Source organism: Arthrobacter sp. cf158 (genome assembly GCF_900106835.1).
GTDB lineage: Bacteria > Actinomycetota > Actinomycetes > Actinomycetales > Micrococcaceae > Arthrobacter.
Window position 1 is genome coordinate 340,676 of the sequence record NZ_FNNR01000004.1, and the last position, 15,347, is coordinate 356,022.

General features: G+C 62.4%; 15 protein-coding genes. 6 read left to right on the forward strand and 9 right to left on the reverse strand.

Going from position 1 to position 15,347, the window contains the following annotated elements:
- Nucleotides 1-5: 5 nt before the first annotated feature.
- Complete coding sequence (ggt, locus tag BLW08_RS10430; protein ID WP_091324916.1) at nucleotides 6-1,841, reverse strand: gamma-glutamyltransferase; 1,836 nt, start codon at nucleotides 1,839-1,841, stop codon at nucleotides 6-8.
- A 225-nt stretch (nucleotides 1,842-2,066) separates the two neighbouring features.
- On the opposite strand from ggt, the gene BLW08_RS10435 reads away from it, so the two are divergent.
- Nucleotides 2,067-3,026: a hypothetical protein gene (locus BLW08_RS10435; RefSeq protein ID WP_254779814.1), complete on the forward strand. Its 960-nt coding sequence runs from the start codon at nucleotides 2,067-2,069 to the stop codon at nucleotides 3,024-3,026.
- 75 nt (nucleotides 3,027-3,101) lie between these two features.
- Here the strand turns inward: BLW08_RS10435 and BLW08_RS10440 are convergent, their stop codons facing one another.
- From BLW08_RS10440 to BLW08_RS10475, 8 genes are all read right to left on the reverse strand, one after another.
- A complete protein-coding gene (locus BLW08_RS10440) occupies nucleotides 3,102-3,824 on the reverse strand; it encodes a hypothetical protein (protein WP_091324917.1) in 723 nt (240 codons plus the stop codon).
- Nucleotides 3,825-3,908: 84 nt separating this feature from the next.
- Complete coding sequence (locus BLW08_RS10445) at nucleotides 3,909-4,868, reverse strand: hypothetical protein (RefSeq protein WP_254779815.1); 960 nt, start codon at nucleotides 4,866-4,868, stop codon at nucleotides 3,909-3,911.
- A gap of 97 nt (nucleotides 4,869-4,965) precedes the next feature.
- Nucleotides 4,966-6,120, reverse strand: a complete 1,155-nt coding sequence (locus BLW08_RS10450) for a glycerate kinase (RefSeq protein ID WP_091324919.1) — start codon at nucleotides 6,118-6,120, stop codon at nucleotides 4,966-4,968.
- A 1-nt stretch (nucleotide 6,121) separates the two neighbouring features.
- Nucleotides 6,122-7,615, reverse strand: a complete 1,494-nt coding sequence (dctA, locus tag BLW08_RS10455) for a C4-dicarboxylate transporter DctA (protein WP_091324922.1) — start codon at nucleotides 7,613-7,615, stop codon at nucleotides 6,122-6,124.
- 94 nt (nucleotides 7,616-7,709) lie between these two features.
- The gene (locus BLW08_RS10460; RefSeq protein WP_091324923.1) at nucleotides 7,710-8,807 is read right to left on the reverse strand and encodes a tartrate dehydrogenase; all 1,098 of its coding nucleotides are present in this window, start codon (nucleotides 8,805-8,807) and stop codon (nucleotides 7,710-7,712) included.
- Nucleotides 8,808-8,937: 130 nt separating this feature from the next.
- The gene (locus tag BLW08_RS10465; protein ID WP_091324925.1) at nucleotides 8,938-9,846 is read right to left on the reverse strand and encodes a LysR family transcriptional regulator; all 909 of its coding nucleotides are present in this window, start codon (nucleotides 9,844-9,846) and stop codon (nucleotides 8,938-8,940) included.
- A 76-nt stretch (nucleotides 9,847-9,922) separates the two neighbouring features.
- Entirely contained in the window at nucleotides 9,923-10,825 is a 903-nt protein-coding gene (locus BLW08_RS10470; RefSeq protein WP_091324926.1) for a diacylglycerol kinase catalytic domain-containing protein, read from the reverse strand.
- A gap of 9 nt (nucleotides 10,826-10,834) precedes the next feature.
- Entirely contained in the window at nucleotides 10,835-11,854 is a 1,020-nt protein-coding gene (locus BLW08_RS10475; protein ID WP_090823261.1) for an SPFH domain-containing protein, read from the reverse strand.
- A gap of 103 nt (nucleotides 11,855-11,957) precedes the next feature.
- Here BLW08_RS10475 and BLW08_RS10480 point away from each other — a divergent pair, with 103 nt between their 5' ends.
- The 5 genes from BLW08_RS10480 to BLW08_RS23835 all read left to right on the forward strand — a co-directional run bounded on the left by BLW08_RS10480 (nucleotide 11,958) and on the right by BLW08_RS23835 (nucleotide 15,295).
- Nucleotides 11,958-12,680, forward strand: a complete 723-nt coding sequence (locus BLW08_RS10480; RefSeq protein ID WP_091324928.1) for an NUDIX hydrolase — start codon at nucleotides 11,958-11,960, stop codon at nucleotides 12,678-12,680.
- Between the two features lie 329 nt (nucleotides 12,681-13,009).
- Nucleotides 13,010-13,192: a hypothetical protein gene (locus tag BLW08_RS10485; RefSeq protein ID WP_091324930.1), complete on the forward strand. Its 183-nt coding sequence runs from the start codon at nucleotides 13,010-13,012 to the stop codon at nucleotides 13,190-13,192.
- Nucleotides 13,193-13,513: 321 nt separating this feature from the next.
- On the forward strand, nucleotides 13,514-13,741 hold the full coding sequence (locus BLW08_RS10490; RefSeq protein ID WP_139244872.1) for a hypothetical protein: 228 nt from the start codon (nucleotides 13,514-13,516) through the stop codon (nucleotides 13,739-13,741).
- Nucleotides 13,742-13,844: 103 nt separating this feature from the next.
- Nucleotides 13,845-14,198, forward strand: a complete 354-nt coding sequence (locus tag BLW08_RS10495) for an immunity protein Imm33 domain-containing protein (protein ID WP_091324934.1) — start codon at nucleotides 13,845-13,847, stop codon at nucleotides 14,196-14,198.
- Between the two features lie 167 nt (nucleotides 14,199-14,365).
- Nucleotides 14,366-15,295 (forward strand): hypothetical protein, encoded by a 930-nt coding sequence (locus BLW08_RS23835; protein WP_175538646.1) that lies wholly within the window; start codon nucleotides 14,366-14,368, stop codon nucleotides 15,293-15,295.
- The last annotated feature ends 52 nt before the right edge of the window (nucleotides 15,296-15,347 follow it).

The following is a 15,347-nucleotide window of genomic DNA, read 5'->3' on the forward strand; positions in this document are numbered from 1 at the left end:
CCCGCTTACCTGCCAGGTTTGACCGGTTTGACCACAATTGCAGACCCACCGCCCCGTCTGGTGGGCTCTGCGGCCGCGGTCAACTTTCCGTCGCTCCCGAATTCGATCGCCGTTGCGGCACCAATCTCTGCAGCCGAGGTGAACGCGTCCCCGGCCGGAACCAGGTCATGCCCCAGCGACTCCAACGCCGGTCCATAGGCTTCAATGAAGGCGGGCTCGGAACTGACAGTGGCACCATTCCGGGGCGCAGCTCGCGGCGCAGCGAGGGCCTGGGACACTGTCATCCCCATATCAATGCGGTTCAGGATGGTCTGCAGCACCGTGGTGATGATGGTGGAACCGCCGGGGGAGCCCAAGGCAAGGAACGGCTTCTGATCCTTCAAAATGATGGTCGGCGACATCGACGAACGCGGGCGCTTGTTGGGTTCGATCCTGTTGGGATCCTTCGGGTCGTAGACCGTGCTGAAATCCGTTAGCTCGTTGTTCAGCAGGAAGCCCCTCCCCGGAACAACAATTCCCGAACCGCCGGTCTGCTCGATCGTGAGCGTGTACTCCACAACGTTTCCCCACTTGTCCGCAACAGTCAGGTTCGTTGTGGATATGTTCTCGGTGTCCGATTCATTGGCGAGCGGTGCCGCGGCGGCCGGGCACGCGCCGTCGTACGTTTGGATGTTGCCGGGGGCTACAGGCTTGGCGGCTGCCGCCGTCGGGCTAATGTCGCAGGACCGTTCCTTCGCGAAGACGGGGTCCAGCAGCGTATTGGTGGGCACATTGACGAAGGCGGGATCGCCCACGTACGCGCCGCGGTCCGCGAAGGCAAGCGAGCTCGCCTCGAAGTAATGGTGCAGGGCATCCACCGGTTTCATGCCCTTGAGATCGTAGTTTTCCAGGATGTTCAGCGCTTCGCCTACCGTGGTTCCGCCACTGCTGGAAGGAGCCATGCCGTAAACGTCGTAGCCCCGGTACTCCACTTTGGTGGCGTCCTGGTCCAGGACTTTGTAATTGGCTAGGTCCTCGGTGGTCATGAACCCCACCGGGACAGGAAGTTTAGTTTCCTTGGTCTCCGGCGGAGCCTGCACGGTCTTGGCGATTTCCTCCGCCAAGGCGCCGCCATAGAAGGCGTCGGTGCCCTCCTTGGCCAGGAGCCGATACGTCGCCGCGAGGTCGTGGTTCTTGAAGACACTTCCGACGGCGGGAGCGTCACCACCGGGAAGGAACAGGTCCCTGGTGGAGGTAAAGGCATCGAAACGGACCTCGTTGTCCAAGGTTTGCTGGCGGAAGGTCTGGTCCACCACGAAGCCGCGGTTGGCCACCTTGATGGCGGGCTTCAGCGCCTCACCCAAGTCCAACGTCCCCCAGCGCTCCAGCGCGCGCTCCCACGTGGCCGGCGTACCGGGGACACCCACTGAGACACCACTGGTCACAAGGTCGGGCGTGAAGTTGTACGGCTTGTTGGTGGCGGGGTTGATGAACGCATCGTTCGGAATGCCCGCCGGAGCGGTTTCACGCCCGTCGATGGTGCCCACTTGTTTGGTCTTGGCGTCATAGAAAACGAAGTAGCCGCCGCCGCCAATGCCGGCGCTGTAAGGCTCGGTGACACCCAGGGTTGCTGCGGCTGCGACTGCGGCGTCTGCTGCATTGCCACCCTTCTTCAGGACCTCGATGGCAGCGGCCGAGGCCTCGGGATCCACGGTACTCACGGCACCTCCGTAGCCGGTGGCCGTGGCGTTCTTCTCGGTTTCACGGGGATCGGCGAAGGCCGGACTGGCCATCGCGCCGCTTGTTGCGGTTAGTGCCAAGGCTGCCGTGACAGCAGCCAACTGACGTCTCACATGTGTCATGGTTTCTCCCAGAGTTGTTCCAGACGGTGATGTGGGTGGACGGTCCGGTCACCCTACCCCGCGGCTCAACGAGGGACAACGGTTGAAATGTGAAGGGTAAGGAGCAGATAATCCCGCTCTTTGGAAAAGTTTTTTGTTCCCGCTGTAATCAATGGTCCTGTCCCGGAAACTACATAGTCGAGCAGCTGTTCTGCTCGACCATCCAAGGGGGAAGGAACCCAGACCATGACGTACCACCGGTCCAATCACGCAAAGTATGTAACTCTCGCTGTGCTCGCGCTCTCGCTCACTCTCACCGCTTGCTCACCGACAGGACCGGATGCCGGTACTTCGATCACGTCTGTGGCATCGGAGGAATTCCTGACCTCCTCCCAGCCGTCTGCCGAACCGGTGGAAGAAATCCTCCCCTCAACAGGGGCCGGTGCCCCGGCTGGTGTCAGTGAGCCTGTCCGGATCTCCGTGCCGGCACCAACACAGGCCGCTCCGGTTATCGCCACGCCTGTGAGCCCGGCGCCCGTTCCTGTGCCGACAACTCCCACCACGACAACTCCCACCATGGCGGCCAAACCTGCGGCGCCGGCTCCGGTGGCCACCACTCCGTCCCTTGCACCTGTGGTAACCCCGGTTGCACCACTGCTTCCGGCAACTCCGCAGACCGGCAGCTATACATTCCCGGATGGGCATATTTCGTTTGAACTGCCGGCGGGTTGGAGCGCGGAGATCGAGCAGGGCGACTACAACGAGCTGGCTGATCTTCCGGGAGGCAAAGAGAACTCGCTCATCGCCAACATTTACAACGCGGCCGGGGACAACGTTGCCCGCATCACCAGTGGTGCTACCGGAGGCAACATCGCAGGCCCGGTGAACCGGACCATCCTGGACTCCCAGAAGCTCGCATCATTCGACAGCCGGGATGGTGCCTCGTACTTCGCCATGTTCAAGGACGACTACCCCTTCGATCCGTCCACCACCCGTTACTTCATGGGCGTCGTGACCGAAACCTTCATGACCGAAGGCCCAGAGAGCCACTCGGCCAATAGCTTCCTCATCATGGGCAACGGTGTAGCCCAAGCAATGGCCCACATCGACGTCACCATGTCCCCGGAAAGCGCGGCCAGCTGGATGGAATCCGAGCAGTACAGCAATCTCCGCTCGCTTCTGACCAGCCTTCACTACACGGCATAGCAGCACCGCCCAGAAAGGGAGACAGAGAAGGCCGCGACCCCCAGCGGGGGTCGCGGCCTTGAGCGTGCTGGACTGCTATTTAATCAGTGCGGCGGCCTGCTCCATGAGGTCTCCTGCCGTGGCTACACCGTTGGCTTCAGCGCCCTTGCCGGATGCCGTGGCGGAAATCAGTACCCCATCCTTGATGGCGTAGGCCATGTAGGTGGTTTGTGCCGAACCGCTGGCCGTAGACATTTCCGTTTTGTAGGCCACAGTACCGGGGACCGTGTTGATGCCGTCGAACTTTTCAGTGGCGACGTTCATGGATTGACCGGACATGGACAGAGTCATCGTCGCGCACTTCTCGGCCTGGACACCGTTCTTGTCGATGCTGTCCTGGAGCTTCTGCTTATCGAGCCCGGACGTCAGGGTCACCATGGTCATTACGCTCGATGCAGCGTCCAAGTCGGCGCCGGCAGCCGTGGTTGAACCGGCGAGGGTCTCACTGCCTCCCAGAGTTGCAAGGTCCTTGCACTCGGCTGGTTCGATGGTGAACATGCTCATGAGTGCCTTCATGGGATTCTCTTGGGCGAGTTCTTCGCTGGAAGCGACGGTCAATTCCTTGCCGGACTTGGGCTTGATCTGCTTGACCAACTCAACCAGTTCGTCGTTGGTGTATTGCTTGGCGGCTGTTGGCGAGGGCGACGCCGTAGCTTCCGGCGAAGCGGCATCTGTGGACCCGGTTGATCCGCCGCAAGCGGTCAATGCCATCATTACCATTGCCGAAATACCGACGCTCTGCAGCGCAAACTTTTTCACTCTATTCCCCCATCGGGTCTTACTTTTGAAAGCCGGGCGGTTGCCAGCCGAGATAACACTATCTGTTTTTGACGTTCCGGCCCGTTAGTCCGGGATTGCCCGTGGACCTCCCTCCAAGCCCCTGCGTGAGGCGAGGGCATGCGCTCCAACTCCCACCAGGCCGATGGCCAATGCCACCACTAGGGTGGGCAAAGCCCCTCCATCCGGGCCGAGCGTTGCTGCGAGGATTTGCCTGCTCATCAGCAGCATCTCCTGGAGGTCCCCGGCCAGTACCCGGGTCCCCAGGACGTACTGCACGGATATGAACAGGGCCGGAATCGCCCACAGGAACGCAAGGTTGAGAACCCAAGCCACTATTCGTCGGGCAGGCCGGAGTCCGCACCACGCCAGGGCACAGCCCACCAGGACCGCGGGCACCCATCGGGCAATTGTCGGCACGGCAGTGGGTACGTTGATGTATCCCACCACGCCGACTACCCATTCGACGGCCCAGGATGTGAGAGGGACCGCCATGAGCCCACATCCGATAGTGGTCGCGACCGTTGACCTGGAAGCGATCAGCACCAAGGCGACCAGCGCTGCAATCATGGAAGCGATGACGCCGGCCAAAAGCCCACCGAAGTAGAGGCCGGACGTACTCCCGGGGGCGAGGCCCTGGTTCAGTACCAAGAATGACTGGGCCGTGGCGAGGAGCTGGACACTGAAAACGCCGCCTATTGCACACCAGGTGACGAGCCGACGGCGGGCGGGTGACCAGATGCGAACGGCGAAACCGGCTGCTGCGCCGCCCACAGTGAGGAGCGCGACGATGGTTGTCAGTTCGTATTGGCTCAGCGGCAGAAATCCGAGGGGCATCTGATCCGGCATAGCCTGGGTCGCCCACAGGTTCTGCACGGGGAGTCTGGCACCGGTGATCCACCAGGGGGCCAGCCCAAGAGCTCCGGCGAGGAGGCCAACCAGCCAAGCCCGGGCGGCGTCGCGGCCCGGGGCTGGGTGGTGATAGGCCGGGTCTTTTTGTTCCGTTGCATGGTGGGGATGGCTCACGGAAGCTCCTCGGAGTGAGTCGGGAGATGAGTCGCCCGCACGGCGAAAGCGGACCAGCCACAATAATACACCGAATGGATTAACGACTTACTGAGCCTCAGACCCGGGCCCGCCCCAGCACACGCTCCCCAATCTCCCGCCCGATCTGCCGGAGCAAATCGCCTGACAACTCTGGGTCCTTGGAGGAGTCGCTGTCTGTGTAGTCAGTCAATGCGTACACCGACTCCAGGGACATCCCGGCCCACTGTTCCCGAGCCAGGAGCGAGCGACCCGCGACGGCGATGACTTGCCGGGTGCCGGAACGGCGGGCGACGGCGGCCGGCAGCTTCCCTGCCAGCGTCTGCTCGTCGATGCTGCCTTCGCCGGTAATAACCACATCGCAGGCCTCCTTGCGGACGTCGAAGTCCAGGAGGTCCAGGAAATAGTCCGCGCCGGAAACCTGCTTCGCGCCGAGCAGCAGGCACGCGAAGCCGATACCCCCGGCGCTGCCGGAACCAGGGTGGTGAGCCAGATCCACAGCGTCGGCCGGGAGAACCCCTGAATCGGCGAGCTTCGAGGCAAAGTGGGCCAATCCGGCGTCGAGCGTTGAAACGTCGGCGGAAGTGGCCCCCTTCTGCGGGCCGAAAACGGCAGCCGCGCCAGTGGGACCGCACAGCGGGTTGTGGACATCGCTGGCGAGGATGAGTTCGACGCCGGCAAGTTCCGGGACCAGCGAGCCGGTCACCGAGTGAACCTGGGACAGCGAGCGGCCGGAGCCCTCCAGTACATGCCCGGAGAGGTCGAGGAACTGCAGGCCCAAAGCGGTGAGCATGCCCATGCCGCCGTCGGTGCTGGAGCTGCCACCCAACGCCAAAACAACCCGGGATGCCCCAAGCCCCAACGTGAACAGGACAGCTTCGCCGAAACCGCGGCTTGTCGCGTCCATCGGCTCCAGAACAGCTCCGGGGAGGACGGCCAATCCGCAGGTGTTGGCGACCTCCACAACGGCCGTGATGCCGTCGAACGCAACAGTCGCGCGGACGGGCTGCCCGGTGGGACCAGCAACGGCGCAGCTGTGGCGGCCGAAGCCGGAGGCGATGGCGGCGTCCACACTGCCGTCACCTCCGTCTGCGAGGGGAAGGATCTCGCAGTGGACCGTCCCGTTGCCGTGCGATCCCGCGGAGCGGAGCCCTTCAGCCAGGGCCTCGGCCACCTGGCCAGCGGTCAGGCTGCCCTTGAATTTGTCGGGAGCAATAAGAACGGTGGTGGTCATGTCAGACGGTCTCCGAGTAGGCGGGGCGGCGGTCGGATGGGGAGGTGTGCCTGGCTGGCCCCTCGTCCGGTGAGCCGCTCTGGGCGGTGGGGTGCTTGGGGCCGTGGTGTCCGTATTCAGCCAGGTCATCGTCGATGTCGATGACGTCCTCCGCGTGGACAGGGTCCTCTGCGGGCATCGGCTCAACGGCTTCGCCCCGGAAGACGCGGCGGGCTCGATCAGCGTCGAGCGTGCGGTCCCACCAGGCAATGAAGAGCGTGGCGACGGCGTTGCCGGTGAAGTTCACCAGGGCGCGGCATTCAGACATGAACTTGTCGATGCCGAAGATGAGCATAATGCCGGCCGCGGGAATGGTCCCGAGGGTGGTGAGCGTGGCGGTAAGAGCAATGAATCCGCCACCCGCCACTCCTGCAGCGCCCTTGGACGTCAGCAGCATGACTGCCAGAAGTCCCAGCTGCTGCCCGATGGTGAGATCCGTGTTGGTGGCTTGGGCGATGTAGAGGGCCGCGAGGGACAGGTAAATGGCGGCGCCGTCCAGGTTGAAGCTGTATCCCGTGGGGACAACCAGGCCCACCGTTTCCTTCTTCACCCCGGCGTGCTCCAGTTTGCGCATCAGCCCAGGTAAGGCGGGTTCAGCAGTGGAGGTGCCCAGGATGAGCATGTACTCCTCTTTAAGGTGTCGGATCATGGTGAAGATGTTCAGCTTGAGGAACGCCATGACGGAGCCAAGGACAATCACCACGAACAGGATTGAGGTGACGTAGAACAGCGCGATCAGTCCACCCATGCTGGTGAGCGAGGAGACACCGTACTTGCCCACGGCGTAGGCCATGGCACCGAATGCGCCCAGCGGGGCGGCTTTCATGATGAAGCCCAGGATCTTGAACATCACGCTGGTGAGCCGCTGAATACCATCCAGCACAGGCGCCCCCACCTTGCCCATGGCATTGAGGGCGATGCCGAAAACAACCGCGATGAAGATGATCTGCAGAATGTTGCCTTCAACGAAGGGCGAGACCATGCTCTCCGGAATGATGTGCGTGAGGAACTGCCACCATTCCTGGTGTTGCCCTGCGTCGATCAGCTTGGCGGCCGAGTCCGAGGTCTGGATGGTGCTGGCATCCGCGTTGACGCCGTCACCCAGACGGAAGATGTTGATGGCCACGAGACCGAAAACCATGGCGCAAATGGTGCCGATCTGGAAGTAGGTCAGGGCCTTCAGACCCGTCATCCCCACCTTTTTCAGGTCGGCAACACTCGCGATGCCACCCACGATGGTCAGGAATACGATGGGGCCGATGAGCATCTTCATGGCATCAACGAACGTGGTGCCGATCGGTTCCATGGCGATGCCGGCCGCTGGAGCCAGCCACCCCACCAGGATGCCGATGACGATTGCGGTCAGTACCCAGAAGTACAGCTGTTTGTACCAGCGGGTCTTTGTTGGCGCCTTAGTGCGTGAAGCGGCTGCGCCGGCAGTGCTGCTGTGATCCATGATTCCTACCTCGTTGTGGAATGTCTCTGGAGGGAAAACTGAAGGTGACGTTCGACGGCGGCGGGCTGGCCGCCGTCGAACGTGAAGTCTGTGGTCAGACGGTCGCGAGAGTGGTGACGAGTGCCGCGATGATGGCCTCGGTGACGTCGTCGGTGGTGGCGGTGCCGCCGACGTCGCGGGTCAGATGGCCCGAGCCGGTGGCCGCTTCGATGGCTGCCTCCACACGGCGTGCTTCCTCATGCAGGCCGAAGTGGTCCAGCATGAGTGCGGCGCTGGCGATGGCACCGATCGGGTTGCTGATGCCCTGGCCGGCGATGTCAGGTGCAGATCCGTGAACAGGTTCGAACATGGACGGGAAACGGCGCTCCGGATTGAGGTTGGCGCTCGCTGCCAGGCCCAGGCTGCCCGCGAGGGCAGAGCCGAGGTCCGAGAGGATATCTGCGTTCAGATTGGACGCCACCACAACGGACAGATCCTCGGGCTTGAGGATGAACTTGGCGCTCATGGCGTCAACCAGAACGCTCTCGGTCTGCACGTCCGGGTAATCCAGGGCGACGCGCTGGAAGGTTTCGTCCCAGAGGACCATGCCGTACTGCTGGGCATTGGATTTGGTGACCGAGGAAACTTTCTTCACGGTGCGGGTCCGGGCGAGATCGAACGCGAACCGCATGATGCGCTCGCAACCTTTCTCCGTGAACAGCGCGGTCTGCAGTGCCACCTCGTTGCCAGGGCCGCGACCGCTCAGGTTGCGGCCGCCCAGTCCGGCGTATTCGCCTTCGCTGTTCTCGCGCACAACCACCCAGTCGAGTTCGGTGGTGTCTGCTTTGCGGAGCGGGGACTGGACTCCGGGGAGGAATTTGACCGGGCGGATGTTGGCCCACTGGTCAAAGTTCTGGGTGATGTTCAGGCGCAGGCCCCAAAGGCTGATGTGGTCCGGGACGTTCTCCCAGCCGACGGCTCCGAAGTAGATCGCGTCGAATTCCTTGAGGGCCTCCAAGCCCTTGGGGTCCATCATCTGCCCGGTCTTGGCGTAGTACTCCGAGCCCCAGGGGAACTCGGTCCAGTCGAAAGCGAACTTGCCGTTGGAGTCCTCAGCCAAGGCTGCCAGGACGCGGCGGCCCGCGGAAACAACTTCCTTACCTACACCGTCTGCGGGGATCGATGCGATGCTGAATTTCTGGGTGGCGCTCATGCCTACCTCCTCGTTGAGTTTGTTAGCAGTGAGCCTGTTATGCGGGTCACACTGTTCTTCCTCTTCAAGTACACGGGGGAGGGGTAGGCGGCGTCCAAGACTTAGTTTCGATACGCCTGATAGGTACTGCCTATCTGTCTGCTCCGGAGCCACGTTCAGTGTGGTGGGCAGCCACCTCCAGGAAGGCCTTTGCAGCCGGCGTGAGGTTCTCCTTCCGGCTGAGTACGGCCACATCGAGGTAATTCACCGGCTCCACCAGCAAAGTCCGAAGCCCGGCCTTATGAGCTGTAGGCGCCCACGACGACGGCATCACAGCATGCCCGACGCCCGCCAGCACCAGCGGCAGGATGGACGTCCGGTGCGCCACCTCCACCACGATCTCCACCTCTACCCCGTGGGCCAAAGCGTCGTCCACGAGCCACCGCATCAGAGATCCGCGCTGACTAGCGATGAGCCGGTGTCCGCCCAGTTCTTCGCGCTGGATGGCTGTGCCGGTGGAGGGGAATGTATCCGCATGCGGGTTGACGATCAGGATCAGCGGTTGCCGCTCGAGCTCCAGGACCTCGACGCCGGGGACCTTGATGGGAGTCGATGAACCGGCAAGTCCAACCTCGTGACTGCCGCTGCGGACAGATTCAATGACTTCTTCCGGAGTGAAGGCGGCGCCGACATTCAGCCGAACCGACGGGTGAAGTTGGGTGAAGGAGGCAATCATTGACGTCAGGGGCTCTATGCCCGGAGACGGCATGGTGATGATGTCCAGTTTTCCGCTGCGGATCCCGCGCAGGGATTGAACGGCGGACTGCGCCGCGTCCAGGTCCCGCATCACGAGTCGGGCCGGGCCCACCAGTTCCTTGCCTGCTTCGCTGAGGACAGCCCGCCTGCCGATGCGGTGAAAAAGGGGAACGCCGAGCTCCTTCTCAAGGCCCGCTATGGTTTGGGACAGCGATGGCTGGGCGATGAGGAGATGTTCAGCAGCGCGATTGAAGCCGTCGTGATCCACCACGGCGAGGAAGTATTTGAGCTTGCGCGTGTCCATGGCCTGGGGTCCTTTGGAATGTCGGGCGAGGGCATCGATAGTTTATGCCTATCAACCCTCCTGGGCGCCGGTTGGATCACACCACCAGCCGCAGCGGCGTGCGCCCCAGCTGAACCACAACTTCCTGTCCCCACGACGCCGTCAGCCGGTCGTCTTCCATGCCGTCGCCGAACACCACCAGCTGATCGGACGCTACGGTCATCCGGAGAACCTCCCCGGCTTCCAGGACGCCTTCCGTCAGTGAGGCGCCGGTGACAGGTGAGGGCCAGGCTTCGCGGACAAACCACGCGAGCCGGGGATCGGTGGGTGCCGGCAAGGTACGCCCGCCGCGTTCGAGGGCTATGGAGGCGCACCAGCCGGTGGCGCCGGTGCCCGTGGACACGATCAGGCCGGACGATGATTGCCGTTCGGTCTGTCCGCCCGCCTGGGTGAAACTCGGGGCCGTGATGGAGTATTTCGCCGATTGGTGTGAGGCATGCCCGATGAAAACTTCGTTGAGCGCCGAAAGCTGCTGGCCGTCGTCGAGGGTTGCTGTCACGGTGGTGAGGTCCTGGCAGTGCAGCCGCCCGACGTCACCTGCACTGAGCAAGGCAGCGGCGGCAGCCGGTGTGTGGCGGACCAGGATGCCAGGGTTGGCGCCGGGCTCGGGATCGATGCCGATCACGGGCTGGCCGTTCAGGTACTTGGCCACATTCGCCACCAATCCGTCTTGTCCCACCACGGCGATGATGTCCTCCGCGGTGAGCAGGAAGCGGCTGAGGTCTGCGCGTTCCACCTCGGCTTGCCGCCAATCAGACGGTACCGAGGCCCTGATAGTTGCCAGTGCGTCAGTCAGGCGGTCATGCCGATCCTGAACGTCCTGGATTCCCCGGCCGCGGGTGCTGAGGAAGAATTCGGCCTGTCCGCGGGTGGCATGGCGGTCCAGGAGTTCCTGAAGTTCGGTCCGCCGGTGGACGATGACGATGCGCGGGGTTGCCATGGCGGGTCCTTACTTGGTGATTTCGGCGGTTGCGGCGGGTTCCTTGAACAGTCCGGCCAGGGCTCCGCTGAGCAGGTCCGGAGTGATGGTGAGGTTCCCGATGTTCGGCAGGCTGCCGGCTGCGTCCTTGAGCGCCAGGGCCAGCAGGGTGGCTTGTTCCATGCCCCGGTAAACCTCCATGGTGGCGGCTTCCCGGGCTGCGGCGGCCTCACCCACAAGACGGATTTGCTGGGCCTCGGCGGCAGCTCCGATGCCCTTTCGTTCAGCCGATCCTTGGGCCTCGATGAGTCCCGCGGCTGCCTTCTCTTCAGCAGCGCGCCGGGCGTTGGCGCCTTCCTGTGCTACCAGGTTCTCGCGGCGGACGGCCAGTTCGATCTGGCTCGCCATCTCGTTTTCGGAGATAGTGCGTTCACGTTCGACGGCGACCGCTCGCCTTTCGTACACAGCCCGGTCCGCTTCGGCTTGAAGCTGCTCACGAACCGGCGTCTGCAAAGCGCGTTCGACGTCGGCCTCCGGGCGAATCGCGAGGACCTGCACGGCCAGGATCTCGATGCCGGTGGACTGGAGCCTCGCGTCGGCACGGAGTGCGTCGGTCAGCACCAGCCGGAGTTGGCTGACGCCGCGTTCAAGGGCTTCGGCGAGCGTGGTGGTGGCGATCTGGTCTATCGCGTGGCTCTGGCACAGCTGGCCGATGATGGTGGACACCTGCTCGCGTCCGGTTGCCGGCGCCTTGCCCGCTGACTGCAGTCCAAAGTCCAGGCGGGTTGAAACGGCCACGGGATCGATGAAGCGGTAGGTCACGTTGGCCTGAACGCTGACGTCCTGGTGGTCGCGGGTAATGGCGTGGAAGAGGGTGGGCAGTTCCTGATCGTCCACGGGAACCTCGCTGAGGACGGAGTTCGCGGGGCGGAAGAAAAATGCCTGTCCAACTCCCTGGTGCTTGACGGCGCCCTTCTGCAGGTGGACGACATAGCCGGTGGGACTGCCAAGGAAGTGGCTGATCCAGGGGTAGCGCTTGATGATGGCCATGATGTTCTCGCTTTCATTTGTTCTCGTCAATTTGACGATAACTAAACAGTAGAGCGGCCTCGGCATTATTGTCAACATGACGATAAGTACCTACGATTGATGCATGCCTGAATCCCATCCGGCGCCTGAGCGCTTCCCGGTGACCGTCGACGTCGTCGCCCTTACTGTTCGCGATGGCGAGCTGAACGTCCTGCTCATCACCCGTCTCATCGAGCCCTTCCGCGGCAAACTCGCACTGCCGGGCGGCTTCGTCCTCGCAGGGGAGGACCTGCTTGAGGCGGCGGGGCGGGAACTGGCGGAGGAGACCGGCGTCGAACATCTCCCCGGGCACTTGGAGCAATTGGGAAGCTATGGCCCGAAGGGGCGCGACCCCCGTGGTGACGTCCTGACCGTTGCCCACCTGCTGTTGGCGCCGGACTTCCCGGTGCTGGCGGCGGGCAGCGACGCCGAACAGGCCGCGTGGTACCCGGTTGCTGAGGTTCCGGAATTGGCCTTCGACCACGCGCGTATCCTGGACGACGCACTGGAGAGGGCCAAGGCAAAACTTGAATACTCGCCGCTCGGTGCGGCCTTCTGCGGTGAGGAATTCACCATCGCCCAACTCCGGGCCGTCTATGAAGCTGTGTGGGGCACACGCCTGGATCCGCGGAACTTCCACCGAAAAGCGACCGGGACGCCCGGCTTCCTGGAAGAAGCCGGACGGATGACAACAGGCGACGCCGGGCGCCCGGCTGCACTGTTCAGGCTCGCCCCCGAGGCGCGTCCGACGGCGGGCCAACCCACGCGCGCGGTCCTGAACCCGCCGTTGATGCGCCCGAGGGACTAAAGTGGCTGACACTGAACTGGGGCGGTCGCGGAAGCGGATTCCCCAGCGCTCAGGATGTTGAAGAGCCAGCAAGAACGAACGTTCACCCCCCACGACGATCATCGTTCGGCGCTGGCGCTTACGCACCCGGGTGACACTCCGATTAGTCAGGACACGCTGCTGTTGTCCCGTAAGGGGATCCCTGATAGGACGCCCTTCGGGGAGCGTCCTGCGGCTGTGACTTGCAGGAGGTGCCCGAATGGGTAGGCTCGCGGCATGGCATGCTCTCATGTACCGCTGGCTTGGTTCGACAATGGCATGATCCAAAAGCCCACAGAACTGGGGAAAAGATGACCGCCGGACGATGGGGACTGCTCGTCGTTGCAGTAGCAGTCCTGATCGTCTCCGTAGTTCTCGCCGTTCAGGGTTCAATGGGCCTATGGTTCACCGCAACAGCAATGGGCATCCTGATCGTCGCTACCCTGCGTGCAGCACTCAAAGAAAAACGGCGGTCCCCGGACAGCAATAGGTAGAACCGTTCCAGAGGCCTTCTTACGTCCGGTAAAGGATCCTCTGCTGGGACATCTGGCGATGCGGTCAGTCGGGATGCGAGGCCATAACGTCTCAAGGTAGAGTCAGGCCACCGGTGCGCGACTCGAACTCTCAGAGCTAATCCAGATCCGACAGAGCCACGAATCCGAGAAAGGTAAATCATCAAGTCTCTACGGGCGATCAAACGGCTATTCACCGAGCTGCCTCAGCCAGCCAGGACCTTCCAGAGGTGCTTCATCGGTTTTTTCCTGGGAACTTTCGTTCTCCTGGTGATAACCCGGGTGAACTGGTTTGCCCTCGGCATGAGTGTGTCTGGCGTCTTCGTTTTCATGTTTGGGCTGCACGTGTTCCGGGACCTCAATGGCACCGCCAGCACATGGTCGAAGATCTATAAAGAGAGCCACGGTATCAGGCCAGAGGGCTTTACGTTCGCCGACGTACCCACGATAAAGGGCATGGGATTCATGTACATGCTCATGGGCGGGGGCCTCGCGGCAATGGGCATAGCGCTGCCGGCATCTCAACTCTGAACAGTTCACGCGAGCCGAGGATGAGCCGTCATAGCGCAATGTCCGGTTGAGGATCCTTCACCGGACAGGGCTATGCGCGCTTTCATAGGCGAAGATGCTAGATATGCACGATTCGAACCTTTTCGCCCAGACGCAGCTGACCGCCAGGTTCGGGGCTGTCCCCACACCGCCGTTGCCGGGCGTTAAGGTGGGAGTCTCCAAGAACGTGCGGTCGCCAGATGTTCATCCCCTCAACGGGCTGAGGCATCCAGCCGCTGCTGGGACGAGTGGCTGGTTCATCTGGCGGGGTGAAGATCTCGGAACGGCGGATGACTTCTTCGATCCGTTGCACGTCGAGCATCTGACGACCTGGTGTCCTGAAGTCGTTCCCTATCTCGCTTTGCCCGCGGGGTGGCGATTCCTCTTGGCGCCTGGCTACGAAGATGTCTGGTTTGACGAGTCGTTGTTGAATATTTGAGGGAAGCTGACCCGGACGGCTCAATCTCCCATTCGGGATTCGCGTCCGGTGAAGGATCCTTTGCCGGACGTTCCATGGTGGCTGCCGGCTGTGCAGGCGCACTCACGTGCCGGACTTGTTACGGAGCTATTGTGGCTGCAGTATGTCGAAGTGATGGAGGATGAGCTGTGAATGCGCATGAAAGGGTTCAGTTCGACCTCGATGAGGATGAGCGCGAGGTACTGAGGCGGGGCCTGACCGACTGGGCCGGTCCGGCGGCCCCCACGGAGGCCATGGCCTTGGCTATGGGCTTTCGTGTCGTTGCTGATTTGATTACCGACGGCGAGCGAATTGCTGCGTTCATCCGGGCCGGACGATCCCTAACAAAAGCTGACTGGCGCCGGGCCCTGCTGTCAACCGAGATTGCTTTTGCTAGCAGCACAGTTGGGGCTGGGCTGGACTGGTCTATCGTCACCGGCTATCAAGACGACGAAACCATAAGGATCCTCAGAGCGATCCAACGCAAGATGGGTGGCAGTAGAACCTGGCCTGAGAATGGGCCTTCAACATCCGAGTCTCCGGATCGCGATTCAGAGTGGACAAAGCCTCTCTTCCCTCCACCGGACAGTTGGAGGGTCCCTGTGCACCCGCAGATGGAGCCGACCGCGGCGCTGCCAATGGAGGCGGGTGAGAATATAGCAGGAATGGGATCCGTGACAACGCGTCAACAGACAAGGCGGATAGCGGAGGGCTTGGCGCTAGGTGTCCTGGCCTACAACGTAGTACGACTGCCCAACGAAAGGACCGCACTCGAAACGGCTTTGAACAGTGCCTGGGAGTCGTGGCCCAGAGCGGGAGACTTCGGCAACGTACGCGTGCCAGAGGCTGGACGAGACATCTGGACTGGCATGGAAAAGTCGGGAAGCCGCCGTGGTGTTATCGCGGCGTGGGAGGAACACTCCGTTCCTCACCTATTGCCAGCCTTTGCGGATGTGCCGATCGCCGACTGTCTAAGTCGCATTGCCGACGAGCAAGCGACAGCAGACGATTGGATTTACCTTGGGTACCTATTCTTAAAAGCCCTGTACCAAACAACTGTGACCGAGCCTCAAGGGTAGTCGTGTGGAGCCGGCCTCCCGCCCGTAAAGGGATCCTTTACCGGACGGAGGT

Bases quoted from the DNA above. Each gene is read 5' to 3' on its own strand.
- ggt (WP_091324916.1), bottom strand. From the start codon at position 1,841: ATGACACATGTGAGACGTCAGTTGGCTGCTGTCACGGCAGCCTTGGCA.
- BLW08_RS10435 (WP_254779814.1), top strand. From the start codon at position 2,067: ATGACGTACCACCGGTCCAATCACGCAAAGTATGTAACTCTCGCTGTG.
- BLW08_RS10450 (WP_091324919.1), bottom strand. From the start codon at position 6,120: ATGACCACCACCGTTCTTATTGCTCCCGACAAATTCAAGGGCAGCCTG.
- dctA (WP_091324922.1), bottom strand. From the start codon at position 7,615: ATGGATCACAGCAGCACTGCCGGCGCAGCCGCTTCACGCACTAAGGCG.
- BLW08_RS10460 (WP_091324923.1), bottom strand. From the start codon at position 8,807: ATGAGCGCCACCCAGAAATTCAGCATCGCATCGATCCCCGCAGACGGT.
- BLW08_RS10465 (WP_091324925.1), bottom strand. From the start codon at position 9,846: ATGGACACGCGCAAGCTCAAATACTTCCTCGCCGTGGTGGATCACGAC.
- BLW08_RS10470 (WP_091324926.1), bottom strand. From the start codon at position 10,825: ATGGCAACCCCGCGCATCGTCATCGTCCACCGGCGGACCGAACTTCAG.
- BLW08_RS10475 (WP_090823261.1), bottom strand. From the start codon at position 11,854: ATGGCCATCATCAAGCGCTACCCCTGGATCAGCCACTTCCTTGGCAGT.
- BLW08_RS10480 (WP_091324928.1), top strand. From the start codon at position 11,958: ATGCCTGAATCCCATCCGGCGCCTGAGCGCTTCCCGGTGACCGTCGAC.
- BLW08_RS10485 (WP_091324930.1), top strand. From the start codon at position 13,010: ATGACCGCCGGACGATGGGGACTGCTCGTCGTTGCAGTAGCAGTCCTG.
- BLW08_RS10490 (WP_139244872.1), top strand. From the start codon at position 13,514: ATGAGTGTGTCTGGCGTCTTCGTTTTCATGTTTGGGCTGCACGTGTTC.
- BLW08_RS10495 (WP_091324934.1), top strand. From the start codon at position 13,845: ATGCACGATTCGAACCTTTTCGCCCAGACGCAGCTGACCGCCAGGTTC.